This window comes from Aquimarina litoralis (genome assembly GCF_039523995.1).
In the GTDB taxonomy this organism is placed as follows: Bacteria; Bacteroidota; Bacteroidia; order Flavobacteriales; family Flavobacteriaceae; genus Aquimarina; species Aquimarina litoralis.
The window spans coordinates 844,098-864,930 of the sequence record NZ_BAAAGE010000003.1 but is presented as its reverse complement, the minus strand read 5'-3'; the positions used below and the strand labels follow the sequence as shown (position 1 = coordinate 864,930).

General features: G+C 34.4%; 13 protein-coding genes. 7 read left to right on the top strand and 6 right to left on the bottom strand.

Annotated elements, in window-relative coordinates:
- Nucleotides 1-84: 84 nt before the first annotated feature.
- The 6 genes from ABD077_RS18055 to ABD077_RS18030 all read right to left on the bottom strand — a co-directional run bounded on the left by ABD077_RS18055 (nucleotide 85) and on the right by ABD077_RS18030 (nucleotide 9,036).
- Nucleotides 85-1,470 carry an alpha-amylase family glycosyl hydrolase gene (locus tag ABD077_RS18055; RefSeq protein ID WP_343913639.1) on the bottom strand — a complete coding sequence of 462 codons (1,386 nt, stop codon included), beginning with the start codon at nucleotides 1,468-1,470 and terminating at the stop codon, nucleotides 85-87.
- Nucleotides 1,471-1,494: 24 nt separating this feature from the next.
- Nucleotides 1,495-3,357, bottom strand: coding sequence for a glycoside hydrolase family 13 protein (locus ABD077_RS18050; protein ID WP_343913638.1), 1,863 nt, complete (start codon nucleotides 3,355-3,357; stop codon nucleotides 1,495-1,497).
- 117 nt (nucleotides 3,358-3,474) lie between these two features.
- A complete protein-coding gene (locus tag ABD077_RS18045; RefSeq protein ID WP_343913637.1) occupies nucleotides 3,475-5,781 on the bottom strand; it encodes a glycoside hydrolase family 65 protein in 2,307 nt (768 codons plus the stop codon).
- 82 nt (nucleotides 5,782-5,863) lie between these two features.
- Complete coding sequence (pgmB, locus tag ABD077_RS18040; protein WP_299607050.1) at nucleotides 5,864-6,526, bottom strand: beta-phosphoglucomutase; 663 nt, start codon at nucleotides 6,524-6,526, stop codon at nucleotides 5,864-5,866.
- 5 nt (nucleotides 6,527-6,531) lie between these two features.
- Complete coding sequence (locus ABD077_RS18035; RefSeq protein ID WP_343913636.1) at nucleotides 6,532-7,881, bottom strand: MFS transporter; 1,350 nt, start codon at nucleotides 7,879-7,881, stop codon at nucleotides 6,532-6,534.
- A 132-nt stretch (nucleotides 7,882-8,013) separates the two neighbouring features.
- Nucleotides 8,014-9,036 carry a LacI family DNA-binding transcriptional regulator gene (locus ABD077_RS18030; protein ID WP_343913635.1) on the bottom strand — a complete coding sequence of 341 codons (1,023 nt, stop codon included), beginning with the start codon at nucleotides 9,034-9,036 and terminating at the stop codon, nucleotides 8,014-8,016.
- A 225-nt stretch (nucleotides 9,037-9,261) separates the two neighbouring features.
- On the opposite strand from ABD077_RS18030, the gene ABD077_RS18025 reads away from it, so the two are divergent.
- The 7 genes from ABD077_RS18025 to ABD077_RS17995 all read left to right on the top strand — a co-directional run bounded on the left by ABD077_RS18025 (nucleotide 9,262) and on the right by ABD077_RS17995 (nucleotide 20,735).
- Nucleotides 9,262-12,213 carry a SusC/RagA family TonB-linked outer membrane protein gene (locus ABD077_RS18025; RefSeq protein ID WP_343913634.1) on the top strand — a complete coding sequence of 984 codons (2,952 nt, stop codon included), beginning with the start codon at nucleotides 9,262-9,264 and terminating at the stop codon, nucleotides 12,211-12,213.
- A 12-nt stretch (nucleotides 12,214-12,225) separates the two neighbouring features.
- Nucleotides 12,226-14,073, top strand: coding sequence for a RagB/SusD family nutrient uptake outer membrane protein (locus tag ABD077_RS18020; protein ID WP_343913633.1), 1,848 nt, complete (start codon nucleotides 12,226-12,228; stop codon nucleotides 14,071-14,073).
- Between the two features lie 15 nt (nucleotides 14,074-14,088).
- Nucleotides 14,089-15,180, top strand: a complete 1,092-nt coding sequence (locus ABD077_RS18015; RefSeq protein WP_343913632.1) for a SusE domain-containing protein — start codon at nucleotides 14,089-14,091, stop codon at nucleotides 15,178-15,180.
- Between the two features lie 66 nt (nucleotides 15,181-15,246).
- Nucleotides 15,247-18,063, top strand: a complete 2,817-nt coding sequence (locus tag ABD077_RS18010; RefSeq protein WP_343913631.1) for an alpha-amylase family glycosyl hydrolase — start codon at nucleotides 15,247-15,249, stop codon at nucleotides 18,061-18,063.
- Between the two features lie 92 nt (nucleotides 18,064-18,155).
- Nucleotides 18,156-18,800 carry an acyltransferase gene (locus tag ABD077_RS18005; protein WP_343913630.1) on the top strand — a complete coding sequence of 215 codons (645 nt, stop codon included), beginning with the start codon at nucleotides 18,156-18,158 and terminating at the stop codon, nucleotides 18,798-18,800.
- Between the two features lie 365 nt (nucleotides 18,801-19,165).
- A complete protein-coding gene (locus ABD077_RS18000; protein WP_343913629.1) occupies nucleotides 19,166-19,369 on the top strand; it encodes a hypothetical protein in 204 nt (67 codons plus the stop codon).
- 67 nt (nucleotides 19,370-19,436) lie between these two features.
- Nucleotides 19,437-20,735 (top strand): DUF6734 family protein, encoded by a 1,299-nt coding sequence (locus ABD077_RS17995; protein ID WP_343913628.1) that lies wholly within the window; start codon nucleotides 19,437-19,439, stop codon nucleotides 20,733-20,735.
- Nucleotides 20,736-20,833 lie beyond the last annotated feature (98 nt).

Here is a 20,833-nt window from a genome sequence, read left to right as displayed (position 1 = left end):
GAAACCTTAACACCATCATTATTTAAAAACAAAAAAGCAGTGTTTCTAAAACACTGCTTTTACAATTCCTTTTATCTAGCTTAACTACTCAATTAAAATTAAGTATTGCCATGGATCTAAGTCATATTCTTGCCCTTTTGTACCCTTTATAGACTCACCAGAAAGATATTCTTTAAACTCTCCTTCATATTCTGCAGTAAACTTCACAGGTTGTTTTGTCATGTTTGCCACAAAAATCACTTTATTGTTTTCCTTTTCACGTTTAAATACTAAAACTTTATCATCAGCAGAAGTTTTTATTCTTTCATAAGAAGCAGCACTTTTTCCTCCGTGTAATGCTGTATTTTCATTTTTTAGCTTACCTAGTTTTTCGTATAATGGGTAAAACACTCCTTTCTTTTTAATAATGGTATCTTTTTCAAAGAATAACAATCGTTTATCCATATCATATTCTTGTCCAGAATATATTAATGGCATTCCCGGTGCTACATAGGATAGTGCTGCAAATAGTTCTTTAGCATCTCCCATTCTTTCCTGCACAGTACCATTCCACGAGTTTTCATCATGATTGGAAGTAAAATTCATTAATATATCATCTGCAGCATACATAGAATCTACTTGTTTCATTCTCTTGTCCCAATCCGCTACAGTATTCTCTCCCTTTGCGATATGATTCATTACATGATGTGTATCCCATCCATATCCCATATCGAATGCGTTCTCCATCAATTCTGGCTCCCATCCTTCCGCTAACATAAATACTGGTTTTATTTTCTTTAGTTCAACCACAGTAGCATCCCAAAAATCAACAGGCACCATTCCGGCTACGTCACAACGAAAACCATCTACTCCTTCTTCTTTTAACCAATATTGCATAGCTTTTACCATTTCTGCTCTCATCTCCTGATTATCGTAATTAAGGTCTGCTACATCAGTCCAATCAGTTCCTACCGTATGTGTTATTTCACCTTTATCATCTTTAGTATAAAATTCTGGATGTTCTTTTAACCAAACATGATCCCAACCAGTATGATTAGCAACCCAATCCAATATTACATAGATACCATTATCATGAGCTGTCTTTACTAAATCTCTAAAATCTTCTAAAGTTCCAAATTCAGGATTTACTTTTGTATAATCCGAAATAGCATAATAGCTTCCTAGCGGACCTTTACTTTTGGTCGTTGATATTGGATATATTGGCATTACCCATAATACTTTTACTCCAAGATTTTTTAATGTTGGAATGTCTTTAGTAAAAGCTTTAAAAGACCCTTCTTCTGAATATTGTCTTATGTTAGCTTCATATATGACAGCATTCTCCATCATTGCATTACTTATTGGTGCTAGTTCCTCTTTTACTTCCTCGGTAATAGTTTCTGTGACCTCTGCAACGGTTTCTTTCTTTTTCGTCTTTCCGCAAGAAGTTACAATACCTGCTAATAAAAGACCTAAGATTATTCTTCTCATTTGTTCTAGTTTGATTTTGATTTATTATTGTAATGTAAGTATCATGGATGTTCTGGAAGGTATCTCTATATTTTCGGTCAAATCAATAGTATTGTCCGTAATAATATCTTTCCCTACTTTGTGATTTTCTAAACCTTCTTTAAATCTTTTAATATCAAGCTTTTGATCTTCAGAATTATTATTAATAATCACCATAACACGTTCCTTTTCGGTATACCTAAAATAAACATACACGTTGTCAAAAGGGATATATTGTAAGAGTTTCCCTTTATGTATAGCTTCGCTATTTTTTCTCCAATTCAGTACCTTTTTTGTAAAGGCATGAAAGGCTTCTTCATCCTTAGTTCTACCAGCCGTCTTCTGTTTTTCCCCTTCAGACACAAATGCACTTCTTTTATCATCTGGCCAACCTCCAGGGAAGTCTCTACGAATATCACCATCTCCTTTTTTATCTCGGTTTCCTAACATGCCTATCTCATCTCCATAATAGATCTGAGGGATACCTCTAGTAGTGAAAATAAGACTCATGGCCATCTTGTACTTACTAATATCACTCTGATATATTTCATTGATTCTATTGGTATCATGATTACCTGCAAAAAGTAGAATATTATTAATATCCGGATACAAAAAGTCATTTGTAAAATTTTCATACGCTCTTATCATTCCTTTATCCCAAGAATTTCCTTCTTCGTGAAACATAACCATAATGGCATCATGCAAAGTAAAATCCATTACTGATGGAAGGTGAGAATTGAAGTTGTCGATAGCTCCTATTTTACTATCCTTTTGCCAATACGCCATTTGTGCCTGATCATGCATCCATACCTCACCAACAATATTGAAATTAGGATACTCGTCCATAATTGCTTTCGTCCATTTAGCAATTCCTTCTTTATCATTGTATGAATAAGTATCTACTCTAAACCCATCTAAATCTGCATATTCTATCCACCAAATGGCATTCTGCGTAATATATTGAAGAAGTAATGGATTACTCTGATTCATATCTGGCATAGTCGTGTCGAACCACCCATCCATACATCCTTTAGCATCTATTTTAGAAGCATTGATATCAAATTGAGTGGTCATTCGATAGTTACTTCTTCTAAAACCCTCTGGCCACTGGTGAATCCAATCTTTTGTAGGTAAATCTTTGATCATCCAATGTTTTGAACCCCAATGATTCGTAACATAATCCATAATTAGCTTCATATCTAATTTATGCATTTCGGTTGCTAATCTTTTATAGTCGTCATTTGTACCATATCTAGGGTCAATTTTATAAAGATCACTCTGTGCATAGGTGTGATATGAATATATAGGCTCATTATCTTCTAATAAAGGTGTACTCCAAATCGCTGTAGCCCCAAGCTCATTAAGGTAATCCAAATGATCAATAATACCTTGGATGTCTCCTCCATGTCTTCCACCTGGTTTAGACCGATCTGCCTTTTCTACGGTATCTTTATGTGAATCATTAGACGGGTTTCCATTTGCAAATCGATCTGGCATGATCAAATACATAACATCACTACTATCAAATCCTTTTCGGTCAGCAGAACCTTCTCTTCTTTGTTTTAATTCATACGGCTGTGAGAAAACAATCTTCTTGTTTTTTGTAAAATCTAAAATTACTTCACCTGGCTCGACTCCTTTAGTCTCTATGGTAACAAAAAGATAATTAGGATTCTCTGTTTTGGTAGCTTCGGTAATAGTTACTGTTTTGCTCTCAACATCATGTTCTGCTATATTTTTACCATAGCACATTAGCTGTAGTTGGCTAGATTTCATATCACTCCACCAAAATGGAGGCTCTATTTTTTCTATTTGCCCGAAGGTTAATGAAACGATTAACCCAAAGAGCATGGTTAGAATGTTCTTCATGGTGTAAATTTTTGATTTGTATTATTTAATTAGGATCCCTATCTTAATAAAGAATTGAATTAAATACCCCAAAAACTTTCGCTTTTGGGGTATCACTAATTCATTTAAATAAATGAGTTAAACACTCATTAAACTGTTTGGAGAAATGGTAAACTCCTTACCATCTACATATATCAACAGGTCTTTTTCTCCTTCAAGATTAAAGGTAGTACCATCTTGAGAAACGTTTACTTTTAAGATACTTCCTCTAAAATTAACATTAAAAGTATATCCTTTCCATTCTTTTGGAATTCTAGGCGCAAAAGATAATGTGTCATTTTTAACTCTTAGACCACCAAAACCTTCAACGATACTCATCCAGGTACCTGCCATGCTTGTAATATGTAATCCTTCTTCTACTTCTTTATTGTAGTCATCAAGATCTAATCTTGATGTTCTAAGATAAAATGTATAAGCTTGATCCATTCTATCTAAAGCCGCTGCTTGTATACTATGAACACAAGGCGAAAGTGAAGATTCATGCACTGTAAAAGGTTCGTAGAAGTCAAAATGACGTTCTAACTCATCTTTGGTAAAATGATCTTCAAACATATAAAAACCTTGCAATGTATCTGCCTGCTTGATGTAAGGAGATCTTAAGATTCTATCCCAACTCCATTTTTGGTTAATAGGACGTTGAGATTTATCTAGATTTTCAACGGTAATTAACTCTTTATCCAAGAAACCATCTTGCTGAAGATATACTTGATGTTTTTCTGAATATGGGAAATACATCTTTTCTGCTACTTCTAGCATTTGATCAATTTCTTTTTGATCAAGCTTTGTTTTGGCAATAATCCTATCGTAATCAGTTTTATAATCTGACTTTACCTTTTCGATATTTTCTACACAATACTCAATACACCATTTCGCTAAGTAATTTGTATACCAATTGTTATTGATGTTATTTTCATATTCATTTGGTCCTGTTACTCCAAGAATAACATATTTTTCTTTATCAGTAGAAAATGTTGCTCTCTGATGCCAAAATCTTGCTACCCCTATCATCACTTCCAGTCCCATTTCAGGAATGTAACTGTAATCACCTGTATAACGCAGGTAGTTATAGATTGCAAATGTCATCGCTCCATTTCTATGAATCTCTTCGAAAGTGATCTCCCATTCGTTATGGCACTCTTCTCCATTCATAGTAACCATTGGATACAAAGCAGCGCCGTTTGTAAAACCTAGTTTTTCAGCATTTTCTATGGCTTTTTCCAGGTGATTATATCTGTACTTTAGTAAGCTACGAGCAACTTGCTGATTTTTTGTGGCCATATAGAAAGGGATACAGTATGCTTCAGTATCCCAGTAGGTACTTCCTCCATACTTTTCTCCAGTAAATCCTTTTGGACCAATATTTAAACGAGCATCTTTTCCCAGATATGTTTGGTTTAGTTGAAAAATGTTAAAACGTATTCCTTGCTGAGCTTTCACATCTCCATCTATAACAATATCTGCCATTTCCCATATGCGAGACCAAGCTTTCTTTTGTAAATCCAAAAGTGCATCAAACCCTGATTCTGAAGCTTGCTTAAGTACCGCTCCACTAGCAGAAGCAATATCTTCTTTCTTATGATTCAGAGATACCGTATACCCACCGAACTTACATAAAACAGCAGTTTTTCCTTGTTTAGCGGTTACTACATACCCTAAACTAGCTAGGGTTTTATTAGTTTCTACAACTGGGTAAACATCCTGCAACTCTCCGTCTAAAAACAACTGATTTAACATTCCTGTACAAACATGGAATTCCGTTTTCATTGTTTTAGATGAAATAAAAGCAGCATTTCCTTTATGAGACACCTCATAAGTATCCCAAAATTTATCATCCCAGTTACTATCTTCATTGGTGATTCCAGCATCTATATAAGGTTTGAAACTGATAACTGCTTCCTCATTTAATGGAGTAACTTCATACTTGATCGCTCCTACTTCATCTAAATCCAGACTAAGGAAACGAGTAGACTTTACAGATACTTCTGTATTATTTCTAAGAATAGCTTTAAAAGAACGTTGGTACCAACCTTCTTTCATATTTAACTCTCTGCGGAAATCTGATACAACTTTACACCTATGAAGATCAAGTTTCTCTCCATTGATTTCTACATCAATTCCAATCCAATTCGGAGCATTTAAAACTTTAGCAAAATACTCTGGATATCCGTTTTTCCACCAACCAACTCGGGTTTTATCAGGATAATATACTCCTGCAATGTAACTTCCCTGAAAAGTAGGGCCTGTATACGTCTCTTCAAAATTTGCACGTTGCCCCATGGCTCCGTTACCAATACTAAAAAGACTTTCTGAGGATTTAACTCTTTCTACATCAAATCCTTCTTCAATTATCGACCAGTTATCTGGTTTAATATAATCCTGATTCATCGGTTCTCTTTTTTAATTTTTAGTTGTTTGAAAAACTACCCGAGTATTTATGATCCCAAGGAAATTTCTCAAATTATTCTCATTATTTTTCGGTTGTAACTAATTGGTTAATGAATTCTTCTTTTATTTCAGTAAAATCTTTAAATACATAATCTGCTTCGTGTAACACCTTTGGATCTCCAATACCAATACTTATCATATTGGCTATATTAGCTGCTTGAATACCTGCTACAGAATCTTCGAAAACAACACAATTTTTAGGTGCTACTCCTAACTTTTGTGCCCCAATCAAAAATACTTCAGGATCTGGCTTTGCTTTGGTTACATCGGTACCATCCACGATAGCATGAAACTTCTCTTTTAATAATACCTTATCAAGAATCACTCTTGCATTTTTACTGGCAGAACCCAGAGCTATAGCTTGTTCTTCGGTTAAAAGATATTCTAAAACTCTAGGAACATCGGGCAGAATTTCAGAGGTATCCATCGTTTCTATATAATTTAGATACTCCTCATTCTTTTTAGCCATTAAGGTCGTAAACTCTTCTTCTGAAATTGTTTTATTTCCCCATTCTAAAATTTTCTCTAAGGATTTTATTCGGCTAACTCCTTTCAATTGTTCATTCTGTTCTTCAGAAAAAGATATACCTAGTGTATTGGCTAAATTTTGCCATGCCAGAAAATGGTATTTTGCAGTGTCTACAATGACACCATCAAGATCAAATATGAATGCTTTTTTCGTCATTCTTTTTAACTTTTTGTATTAATTAAAGTATCGTCAACATCTCTTACCCTAATAACTAATAATGCTGCGATAATAAAAGACACACCACTAATTACTAAAGCATAAATTGGATTTCCTCCATAAAAATATTTAACTACAGGTCCTCCTATAATTGCGTTTATAATCTGAGGCAGTACAATAAAGAAGTTAAATATCCCCATATAAACTCCCATTTTTTTCGCAGGAATAGAACCCGCTAGTATTGCATAAGGCATTGCTAAAATACTTGCCCAAGCAATTCCAATACCAACCATAGAAAGTATCAACCAATCTTCGTTTGGAGCTAGATAAATGGAAATAAGACCTAAGCCACCGATTATCAAAGATACAGCATGAGTTAGTTTTCTACCTATTTTTAACGCTATGTATGGTAAAAAGAATGCGAACACTGCGGAAACAGCATTATAAACCCCAAATAATACTCCAACCCAATCTCCAGCATTTTGATAAGCCTCACTGCTATGATCACTAAGTGGTAAATCATAGATATGATGTGCTATAGCAGGTGTGGAAAAAACCCACATTCCAAAAAGACCAAACCAAGAAAAAAACTGAACACCGCTCAATTGTTTCATAGTCAATGGCATTTTTCTAAAATCCGAAAAAATGTTCATTAAGGAAGATTGTTCTTCCTCTAAACCTTCTTCATCATTTTCAAATGCTGCTAATTCTTCTGGAGAATATTCTTTTGTAGTAAAAACAGTTAATAGTATACTTCCTATTAATACTGCTGCCCCAATAATAAAAGATAAAAGTAGATGAAAAGGAACTTCTCCGATTTGTGCTTCATTAGAAATACCTAACCAGTTTGCCATCACATAAGGTAACCAAGATCCAATAACTGCTCCAATACCAATTAAAATAGTTTGAACACTAAAACCAAGAGTTCGCTGATCGGATGGAAGATTATCGGCAACAAGAGCCCGGAAAGGCTCCATAGCAACATTAAAAGAAGCATCCATGATCATTAACATCCCGGCACCAACCCATAATGAAGGTAAGAACGCGGTGAACATATCTGCATTAGGCATTAGCAGCAACCCTATGGATGCAAGAATTGCTCCTGTAAGGAAAAAAGGCCTTCTTCGACCTAAACGTGTCCATGTTTTATCACTGTAATATCCAATAATAGGTTGCACAATCAACCCTGTCAAAGGTGCTACAACCCAAAACCATGATAATTCATGAACATCAGCTCCGAAAATCTGAAGTATCCTACTGGCATTTGCATTTTGTAAAGCAAAACCCATTTGTATTCCTAAGAAACCGAAACTCATGTTCCATATTTCCCAGAAACTTAGCTTACGCTTGTTCATTAAGTAAATCTTTAATAATTACTATGATAAGCGCGTACACTTATCAAAACTTATGTTAGTAGAAAGTGAAAATATAAGTTCTGATAGAGGTCAAATATATTATATTATTTTAAATAAAATAATTTTAGTGTGTTATTTTTTTGTTGATTGTCTTTGGATTAAGCTAGTATCTATAATAACGGTTTTATATTCTTCAGGAACGTCATCTTCTCCTTCTAGCTTATCAATAAGCAACTTCGCAGCTCTAATCCCCATCTCTTCTCCATGCTGACTGATAGTCGTTAAACTTGGAATAAAATGTTTAGACAAAATGCCATCGGTGAATCCAACTATAGAAACGTCATCCGGGACTTTTTTACCTTGTTCGTGTAAAACTCTTGCTGCTGTAACCGCAAATAATTCATTCACAGCAAAAATTGCATCTACCTCTTTATCTTTCAAAAAGCTAGATATTTCAGATTCGCAGTTATCTATATCTTCTATCTTTAAGATATAATCTTCTCTAGCAGTAATATCGTATGCTCGAAGCGCTCTTAAATATCCGTTAGTTCTAAGTTTTCCAACACTGATATAATCCACAGTTGTAATAATTGCAATTTTTTTACAGCCCAAAGAAAGTAGATGATTTGTAGCCGTTTGCGCTCCCTTACCATCATCTATAATCACCTTATCACAAACGAGTTCATCTATAATTCTATCAAAAAGCACTACTGGCATTCCTTGACTCATCGTCTCTTCGATATGATGATAGTCCTTCTTTTGTTGTGTTTCCTTTGCCACAGATAAGATAAATCCATCTGCACTACCACTGGCTAGCATTTCTAAATTGATCACCTCTTTATCAAAGGAATTATTAGACGAACAAATGATTACATTATATCCTTTTTCATTTGCAACCTTTTCTACCCCTCCAATAACAGTGGTAAAAAAATGATGAACAATCTCTGGAATAATCACTCCTATAGTCTTGGTTTTTCGGTTTTTTAGACTCAGCGCAATGTTGTTAGGTTTGTAATTATACAACTTAGCGAAAGCTTTTACCTTTTGTCGAGTATCGAGACTAATTTCTACGCTATCTTTTAATGCTTTTGACACTGTAGAGATGGATACATCGAGCTCTTTTGCTATTTGTTTTAACGTAACTTTTTGCTTCATTTCCCTTGAATTTTTATTAAAAGCTAAATTTTAATGCGAAAATATGCGATATGATCACAATTACCCTTAAAATTTTAACAGAATTTTAAAAGTTATCCACACGCAAACGTTTTCGTAAGGTTACGGCTACACCGTACCTGAAATTTAACACAGATTTTACATACATTGGTTCTCAGAAAGTGAAAATATAAGGCTAAAAACAATTAAAAACTAATTTAATATTATATGAAAACATTTACTAAAAGCGCATTGTTTTTATTGTGGTTGATACCAATGAGCTTTTTTGCACAGTCGACAGTCACCGGTACTGTAACTGATGCTGGAAATGGTCAACCGATTCCCGGTGTGAATATCATAATTAAGGGGACAACAAATGGGACATCATCAGATTTTGATGGTAACTATTCTCTTAAAAGTATAAACAATGGAGATATTATTGAATTCTCTTATGTTGGTTTCGTTGCACAAGAATTTACATATGTTGGAAACAATAGAATTGATGTTGTTTTACAAGAAGACGCTGCTGAACTAGAACAAGTAGTAGTTATTGGTTATGGTTCGGTACGTAAGAAAGACCTAACTGGTTCCGTAAGTACTGTAACTGCAGATGATTTTAATCAGGGTGTAAATGCTTCACCTGATCAATTGATTAAAGGTCGTACTGCTGGGGTTACGGTGATTGATAATGGCGGAGCTCCTGGAGAAGGATCTACAATTAGAATTAGAGGTGGTTCCTCTTTAAACGCTTCTAATAACCCACTTATCATTGTTGATGGTATTCCTTTAGATCCTGGACCTGGGGGAACAAGAAACAACTTAAACTCCATTAACCCTAATGATATTGAATCATTTACGGTACTTAAAGATGCTTCGGCGACAGCAATTTATGGATTTAGAGCTTCTAATGGTGTGATTATCATTACTACAAAGAAGGGAACAAATACAGATGGGAAATTAAAATTTAATTATAACGGTAACGTTACTTTTTCCGAAATCGTAGATAAAATTGAAGCTTTAGATGCAGATCAATTTAGAGAGTATGTAACTGCTAACGGATCACAAGCACAAATTGACTTATTAGGGACAGAAAATACAGATTGGCAAGATGAAATTCTTCAAAATGCTGTATCTACCAACCACAATATTAGTTTGTCGAGTGGTTATGACTGGATCAACTACAGAATATCTTTAGGATTACTAAGCGAAGAAGGATTGATTAAAACAGATCAATTAGATCGAACATCTCTATCCGCTAATATTCGTACGAAATTCTTCGACAACCATCTAAAAATTAATAGTAATATCAAAACTGCAGTTGAAGATTACACTTATGCTACAACAAATATTGGTGCGGCGCTTGGATTTGATCCGACTCAACCTGTTTTCCAAGACAACGATTTTGGAAATTACTTTCAATGGTTAGATTCTAGTGGAAACCCAATCGCTTTAGCTGGACAAAACCCAGTAGCAGCACTTGAGCAAAGCGACAGCAGAGGTCTTGTATTTAGAAGTTTAGGAAACTTAGAGATAGATTATAAATTTCACTTTTTACCAGAATTAAGAGCTAACATGAATGTTGGTTATGAAATAGCAACATCAAAAACAGAAAACACAACATCTGCTGAGTCCGTTGCTAACGCTGCTAGAACTGGAAATGATAGTTTTAGCAGATCTTTACAAAAAAGAGAAAACTTATTATTTGATTTCTATCTAAACTATCGTAAAGACTCTGAAGCGTTGAATACTATATTCGATGTAACAGCAGGTTATTCTTACCAAAAGTTTTTGGATAGCGGAAGTAATTTCAGCAGAGGTTTTGATCTAATTGAAATAGACAATCCATTTAACAATCCAAGAGAAGTTTTACTTGGTTTCTTTGGTAGAGCAACCATTTCGATTGCTGATAAGTATATCTTTACTGGAAGTTTTAGACGAGATGCTACTTCTAGATTCTCTGGATTACAAAATCAATGGACTAACAGTCCATCCGGAGCATTTTCTTGGAATGCGCATAACGAAAATTTCTTAAAAAATTCTAATCTAATCTCTCAATTGAAATTTAGAGTGAGTTATGGGGTAACACCACAGCAGAGTATTGGTGATGCAACACCGTCACTTGCAAGAATTTTAACAAGTGATCCACAATCACAATACCAAATCGGTCAAGAAGCTGATGGGACTCCAATTTTTGTATCTACTGGATTGGCATTACCGTACAATCCAGATTTAACATGGGAAACTACTACCCAATATAATGTTGGTTTGGATTATGGATTATATGATGGTAGAATTTCTGGATCAGTTGATTTGTATAGAAAAGAAACTGATGATCTTTTATTCGTAGCGGCTCTTCCTAGTGGTAGTTTATCAAATCAGGATGATGTAAATTTAGGAAACTTAACCAATGAAGGATTAGAACTTTCTTTAAATATAGTTCCTATACAAAATGATAATTTAAGATGGCAAATTGGGGGTAATATTACTTTCCAACGAGGTGAGGTTACAGAATTATTTGCTGTAGATAATCCAAATTTTGAAGGATTCTTTAATACTGGCTTTGTAGGAAGTAATATTAATATTCAGACTGTTGGTTTTGCTCCGAACTCTTATTGGGTTTTTGAACAAGTGTATGATGCGAATGGAGTACCAGTGGAAGGAGCTTACGTAGATAGAAATAATGACAATATCATTAATGAAAAAGATAAGTATATCTACAGAAAGCCTGCAGCTGATTTCTTCTATGGATTTAACACGATTTTGGATTATAAAAACTGGAATTTTAGTATGTTCTGGAGAGGAAGTGTTGGTAACTACAACTACAACTTTGTAGATGCAGGAAGTAATGGTAGAAGAATCTTGAATTTCCAAAATACATTATCTAATACTACTACGGATCTATTACAAACAAACTTCTTTGACGGTGGTGTTGATAGATTTTCTTCTGATTATTATATTCAGGATGCTTCTTTCCTAAAATTAGATAACATTTCTTTAGGATATACTTTTAAAAATTTCTTGAATTACGAGAATATAGATATGAAGCTATTTGGAACTGTTAACAATGTACTTATCATTACAGATTACACAGGTATTGATCCAGAAATTAGTAGCGGTTTCGATCAAACAATCTATCCAAGACCTAGAACTTACCAATTCGGAGTTAATTTAGACTTTTAAAAAATGAATGCAATGAAGATAAAATTTAAAAACTTAGTACACATTGGTATTTGCGCGTTCCTATTGTCTATGGGATCATGTACCGATGACCTAGATGTAGAAGTTAATGATGATCAGAACCAAACTACGGATGAGTTCTTTAGTTCTGATGAAGCATATTTGCAATCCCTAGGAAAACTTTATTCGGGATTGGCTGTTAGTGGACAGTTAGGGCCTGGTAATAGTGATATTTCTGGTATAGACGCTGGTTTTGGTCAATATTTAAGAGGGTTCTGGCAATTACAAGAATTGCCAACCGATGAAGCTGTTATTGCATGGGGAGATCCAGATTTACCTGTTTTAAACTTTGGTCAGTGGACTTCGAGTAATGCTTTTGTAAGAGCATTTTACGACAGAGCTAACTTTCAGGTCTCTTCGGTAAATGAATTTTTAAGACAAACTACAGATGACAAACTAAATGCCAGAGGAGTTTCTGCTGCATTGAGAGCCGAAATCCAACAATTCAGAGCTGAAGCCAGATTTTTAAGAGCTTTAAGTCATTATCACTTAATAGATATGTTTGGAAATATCGCTTTCTTTACAGAGGCAGATCCTGTTGTTGGATATATTCCACCGCAAATTACGAGACAAGAAGCTTTTGATTTTGTAGAATCAGAACTATTAGCTATCGAATCTGAAATGCCTGCTCCTGGGACTAATTCGTATCCAAGAGCCGATCAGGCAGCTGTATGGATGCTGTTATCTAAACTGTATCTTAATGCAGAAGTATATACTGGAACAGAAAGATATACGGAAAGTTTAACATATACGAATAGAATTTTAGCAGCTGGCTATAGCCTTGTAGATGATTATCAAAAATTGTTTTTAGCGGATAATAACATTAATGGATCACAAACTGAAAGCATTTTTAGTGTTGCTTTTGATGGAATCAACACTCAATCTTTTGGTGGAACTACATTTTTAACGCATGCTCCTATTGGAGGTGATATTAGACCTAGAGCTTTTGGAATCGATGGAGGATGGTTTGGAATCCGAACGACTTCAGTATTTGTCGATCTTTTTGGTAGCAGCAGCGGTTCCTTTGAAATCTACGAATACGATAACGATTTAAGATTATTAGCAGACGATGCTGGTACTTTAAAAGCATTTGATGCAGATGGAGATTTCGAATATTTGGGATCTGATGAAAACAATACAAACCCGGCTTTTGATGCTAATGAGGCATACATATATGATTTCCTTACTGGTGTTATCACCAATAATGGAACTGTAGTTCCCGCTCCTGCAATGGCGATATCAATTGCTACACAACCAGTTTGGAACGATTCGAGAGGTAAATTCTACACGAATGGTCAAACTCTTGATATTGCTACACTTTCCAGTTATGCGGATGGATACGCTATTCAAAAATGGAGAAACGTGGGAGTAGATTTACAACCTGGATCTGATGGAACAGGGACTCATGTAGATGCTGACTTCCATATGTTTAGACTTGGTGAAGTATATTTAAATTATGCTGAAGCTGTAACTAGAGGTGGTGCTGGAGGTACTCCTACAGAAGCTGTTGGATACATTAATCAATTAAGAGAACGAGCTTACGGTAGTACTGCTGGAAATGTAAGTACTGGAGACCTTACTCTAGATTTTATTCTTGATGAAAGAGGTAGAGAATTGTATTGGGAAGGTCAAAGAAGAACCGACCTAATACGTTTTAATAAATTTACTGGAGGTACTTTCTTATGGCCATTTAAAAATGGAGCCAATAACGGTTCTCCATTACCTCCACACGTTAGTCTTTTCCCAATTCCTTCTACAGAATTGGTAGCAAATCCAAACATAACTCAAAATCCTGGTTACTAAAAAAATTAAATAAAAATGAAAAAAATATTTTTAACATTAGCTGTAATAAGTACTCTATTTATAGGATGTACAAGTGACGATAACATAGAAGATAGACCAATTTTTGAATTAGCTGAGGCGCCTGTAATAACAGCGCCAGAAGCTGGTGCTTCTTATGTATTTACTTTTGAAACCAAAGACCTATTGGCCGAAAGGTTTACATTTACAGATGCAGATTTCAACTTCGACTCTGCAACCAACTATACGATTGAGGTAGATGCGGAAGGAAATCAGTTTGCTAATGCACAAGAATTAGGTAGTGGTAATTCTCTACAGATCCCAGTATCTGTTGATTCTTTTAACAATGCGGCATTAGCTTTAGGATTACCTCCTCAGGAACCTTCAAGTGTAGAAGTAAGAGTAGTTGCTACTGTAGGAACTGGAGATCCTCAAGTTTCTGAATCTAGAATAGTGGTAGTAACTCCATTTACTACAGAGGCTCCTAAACTTTTTGTGATCGGAAACTTCCTTAATGCAGGTGGTTATGGAGATGATTGGACTCCTGCTGCAACTTTACCAACCATTGAAGCTGCAGAATTTGGAGCTACTGCATTCCAAGGATATGTTTTCTTAAATAATCCTAGCCCAGAGTTTAAAATCTTACCAACAAACACAAGTTTTGATGGTGATTATGGAGATGCTGATGGAAGTGGTACTTCTGGAATTTTAGTACAAGATGGAGAATCTAATATGAGAGTAGCAGAAGCTGGTTATTACAAAATAGATGCTGATTTTACTGATCCTGAAAACATTACTTGGTCTGCAAGAAGACAAGTATGGGGTATCATCGGTGCTGCTACTCCAACTGGATGGGGAAGTGATACTGATTTAACTTATGATGCTGCGTCTAGAACCTGGAGTATTATTATCGATCTTACCGTAGATGAGTTCAAGTTTAGAGCTAACGATAATTGGGATGATCCACAGGATAATTTTGGTACTGGTGCGGAAGATGGTCAATTAGGATTTAACGGTGGAAACCTTAGTGTAGATACTGCAGGAACCTACTTAGTTACTTTAGATCTAAGCAATCCTAACAACTATACATATACGTTAACTCCTCAGTAGTTTAACAAATATTATAAAAAGGCTGTTATCTGTATAACAGCCTTTTTACTTTAAAAACATAACGTCATGAAAAAATTTACTTTATTATTTATTTTCTTTCTGGGACTAATAACAACTCAAGCGCAACAACAGAATGCCACATTTACTGTAAACCCTGCAGCGTTTAATGAAGATGATGAGATTACCATTACAGTTTCTGGAATTGATCTTAGCCTTTGGGGAAGTACCGATCTTTACTTATGGGCATGGTATTTTGATCTTAATGATAATTTTGTTGGCAATGCTCCTAACAATGGAGATTGGACAGATTCATCAAACACTACAACTCCACAAGTATTTACAGCTAATGGAGACGGAACCTACTCTATCACCTTAACTCCTACTACGTTTTACGGAGCTACAGGAATAGGGAGAATTGGAATGTTAGCAAAAGCTCAGGACGGAACTGGAGACAATAAAACTCAGGACAATCTATTCGAAGTTGGGATTTTTCAACTTACTTTAAATACCCCAACAGATGCTGTTAGTATTATTGATAGCGGTAGTAGTTTGGCTATTTCTGCTACTACTACTGTTAATGCAGATTTTGAACTATTTGCTAATGGAATGTCAGTAGATACGCAAACAGGTATTACAAATTACACAAACAATTATACAATCACAGAAGGTGTTGATTTTGAACTTGTAGCTACAGAAACTGGAACATCTAATTCACTATCAGAAACATTCTCAGCAATTACAACACCTGTAGTCACAGAAGCCGCAGTTCCTGCCGGAATGGAGGACGGATTAAACTTAGATGGTACCTCTGCTACATTTGTGTTTTTTGCTCCAGGAAAAGATTATGTCCATATTAAAGGTAACTTTAATGGTAATGACTGGAGTTTAGACAACACCTATTTATTAAATAAAGACAGTGCGCAGGATAGATTCTGGATCACGATAGATATGCCCAATAATTCGGATATACTCTATCAGTATGTGGTAGATGCATCCATTTCGGTTGCAGACCCCTACTCTACTCTGATACTATCAGAATTTAATGATGCTTTTATCGACAATGCTACTTTCCCTGATTTACCGAGCTATCCAACAGGAAAAACAAATGACGCTGTTTCATGGTTTAAAACGGGTGAAGCTGAATATGTATGGCAAAATACAAATTTCCAAAAACCAGAAGTAACAGATTTAGTTATTTATGAACTATTAATCCGTGACTTCGACAATTTACATACTTTTGATGCCGTAAAAAATAGACTAGACTATTTACAAGACTTAGGTATCAACGCCATAGAATTAATGCCTATTTCAGAATTTGACGGAAACATTAGTTGGGGATATAACCCTTCTTTTCATATGGCTTTAGATAAATACTATGGTACTCCTACAGCGTTTAAACAATTTGTAGATGAGTGTCACGCTAGAGGAATTGCTGTAATTTTAGATGTAGTATATAACCATGCTACAGGTCAAAATCCATATTATAGAATGTGGAATACATCTGGTGGCGGTTATGGAGGACAAGCCAGTGCAGATAGCCCTTTCTTCAACCAGACAGCAACACATTCTTTTAGTGTGTTTAATGATTTTGATCATAGTAAACAAGCTACACAAGATTATGTAAAAAGAACTGTTGAGTATTGGATTGAAGAATATAATGTAGATGGTTTTAGATGGGATCTAACCAAAGGATTTACTCAAAACTGTACAGCCTCTAACGATGCTTGTACTAATGCCTTTCAACAAGATAGAGTTGATATTCTAAAAGAATACGCTGATTATCAATGGGATGTTGATCCTGATTTTTATGTCATTTTTGAACATTTAGGAGGTATAGCCGAGGAAAAGGAATGGGCTGATTATCGAGCTAATGAAGGTAAAGGTATACTACTTTGGAACAAACAAACCGATCCTTACAATGAGTCTACAATGGGCTACCATGATAATGGTAAATCCAATTTTTCAGGCGTATCCTATGCAGTAAAAGGTTTTGACGGTCCTTCTGCAATTTCATATATGGAAAGCCATGATGAAGAGCGATTAATGTATAAAAATGTTCAATTTGGTAATAACACCAATGCTCCTACATATGATGTTACAGACTTATCTACTGCATTAGACAGAGTAGAGCTTGCAGGAGCGTTTTACTTTACGGTTCCTGGTCCAAAAATGATATGGCAATTTGGAGAACTAGGATATGGTTTTAGTATCAATCGATGTGAAGACGGATCCATTGATAATGGATGTAGAACAAACCCTAAGCCAATCCGATGGGATTACTTAAATGTTGCAGATAGAACTGATGTATACGACATATATGCTAAGTTAATCAACCTAAAACTGAATGAGAAAATATTTAAAACCGATAACTTTACCTTATCAGGATCATCAACTGCAGATAAGAAAATTCATTTAACAGATGATACGGCCACGGGTGATGAGATAAAATATGTAACGATTATTGGAAACTTTGGAGTAAATACGCTTTCTATTAATCCAAGCTTTCAGGAAACTGGTACTTGGTATGATTTATTAGATGATACCGGAGCCTCTATCGAGGTTACCGATGTAAATGCAGTCATCAGTTTACAACCAGGAGAATTTAAAGTATATGCTAACGAACAAAAAAGTTTAAGTACTCCTGATATTGACAACATTCTTAGTTTTAATGCATATCCGAATCCTGCAAAAACAGCTTTTAGCATCAATGAATCTGTACAAAAAGTATTTGTATATAATATCACCGGAGCACTTGCAAAAAAGTTTGAAGGTGACTTTGAGGCTGGAACTAATTTTGAAATAGGAGAACTAGCAAGAGGATTATATTTGGTACAAATCCAGAATGAAAAAGGAATTGCCACCACCAAGTTGAGTTTGCGCTAATTAGTAAAAACGCGCATGTATTTTAAAAAGGAGTGCTTTATGAGTACTCCTTTTTTGATAAAAAATTAGAAGTTTAGACAAAAAACAAAACAATGCTACATTTTTTAAATAAACGTCGTAAAAAAAACAATAGTCATACTATACGAGCTATTAAGGGTGAAAACAATAAAATTGAAAATAAAGGTCAGCTTCTTAACCATAACATAAATATTAACGGAAATAACAATACGATTGTAATCAAAGAAAATAGTATCATTTATAACGTTTTTATTAAAATTCAGGGAGATAATCACTTCTTAGAAATTGGAGCAAACTGCAGGATAAATAGTGCTATATTATGGATGGAACACACTGATTGCGTATTGAATATTGGTGATTTTACAACAATAGAGCAAGCCCATATAGCGGTCACTGAACCAAATCTAAAAGTTATCATTGGAAAAGAATGTATGTTCTCTGACAACATTTCGATTCGTACTAGTGATTCTCATGGCATATTTGATCTACAAACTAATAAGAGAGTAAATCACGCTAAAAGTATTTTTATTGGTAATCACGTTTGGGTTGGTGCCAAAGCTACCATACTTAAGGGAGTAACCATTGGGGATGATAGTATAGTTAGCTTAGGAGCAATTGTAACCAAGGACATTCCTAAAAATTGTGTCGCTGCTGGCATACCTGCTAAAGTGATTAAAAAAAATATTTATTGGAGTAGAGAACTGGAAAGCAATAAATAAAAGTAAAAAATGCTAAAATTTTACAATGCAATACTCTTAAAAAACAATACAAACCTATAAAACATAGATTATAGCTCCTTAAATTTTAAAATTTAACTCTTCCTATTTACTTTTTAAATTAAAAAAGGTTTCTCACTAGAAGAACATGTAATCAGCGTGTTGCCTCAAATAATTTCAATCTCACAAAATACCACTCAAATCATAATGATTTTGATTGAAAACATGTTAAAAAAACAACATATTTCATAACTTATTAACACTACAACGTTTAAGTAGATTTTCTCTTGGTAACATTTTGCCATTTAGGCGTATTATATAGGTATAGTATACTATCAAATCATTATTAATTTTAAATCATTTAAAAGATGAAAAAATCGGAAATTTTAAAGAAGATTAAAGGTGAGATCTTAGGCCGAAAAGAGGCTAAGCAGATTACTGGTGGTTACGATAACTGGTCCGTACCTAGTTGTCCTTCTGGTAAAATGTATCCTCCTCATGGATCCTGGATTAATGGACAGTACCTGTACTATGATTCTGATTTAAATAGCTGGTGTAAGCCAAGTTATTAAGATCTAATTATCTTACTTTATTCATAGAGGGTGTCTGAAACACCCTCTTTTTAAACTCACACATATCATGAAAATAATTCAAAGTTTCTGGACCAAACCAACCTACCACAACTCTGATGATGCAAATGCACGATTTAATGGAGGTTGGCCAAATCAAAAATATGCCTTTTACAGCTTTGCACTAAGTGCATTAACGATCAATAGGTTTTATGACAAAAACGAACTGTTTACCGATAATAGAGGAAAAGAATTGTTTAATGGTCTTTTAGAATTACCATACTCAAACATTCATACAAATCTGGAAAAAATCAACCATCATCATCCAAAATTATGGGCTTTTGGTAAACTTGTTACTTGTGCAGATCAAAACGAACCTTTTATTCATCTAGACAATGATATTTTTATTTGGGACAAAATTCCATATGATGATGACCAATACGATATCATTACCCAGAATGTAGAAACTAATTTTCCTGGATATGGAAAGACATTCAGGTATATGCTTTCTAATTTTGAAACCATTCCTGATGAATTAATCAAAAGTTATTACAAAAATGGTAACATTTTAGCTCATAATGCAGGCTTTATAGGAGGTAAAAAACTTGAGTTCTTCAAAGAACTTCATGAAAAAGCTAAACTTTTAATAGAAGGCAATCAACATCACTTCAATAATATAGATGTTGGAATTTTTAATACTATTTTTGAGCAACAACTAGGTTACGCTATTGCTGAGAAGAATAACTTACAAGTACAATACTTATTTGAAGATGTCCAACCAAACTTTGTAGAAATTATAGATTTCAGTACCATTCCACTTATCTCTAAGTTTATTCACTGTATTGGTTTTGCCAAAAAATCTGTTTTTGCTTGTGAACAAATTGAAGCAAGGCTCCAATATCATTTCCCTGAATATTATAAACATCTAAAAAATAAACTTCACAAACTTTTTCCTAATGAAGGTTTTGATAATGAAATCGAAGTACCAAGATTACAAAAAATCTTTGATTTCTATGATTTTGTAGAAAATATAACTGCAGAAGAACTACTAAATACCAAGTTTTCATTAAACAAAGATTGTGTCATAGATTTTGATGCCGATCCTATGACCATAGAATTTACTATTCCGTATAGTGGAAAAAAAGACAAAAAGTATCTTGAGGGCTGGCATAGCATTTTACTATATTTCCTAGAACCCGTTTCTGTTCAGGAATTACATGATGAGTTGCACAAAGACCAAGATTTCATTAAGCAATTTGGAGAAGGTTTTATCGATTTTAAAACAAAAATGCTCTCTTTTGTACTTGAAAAAACATTGTTACTGGAAATACTTGAACCCGAAGATATTAAAGTATCTCAATTAGCATAAAAACCTATAATCACACCCATGCAATATTAAAAAATCATTTTAGGTGGGTAACAAATCCTATGTTACATAAACTAATATATAGATATAATTTAGGAACT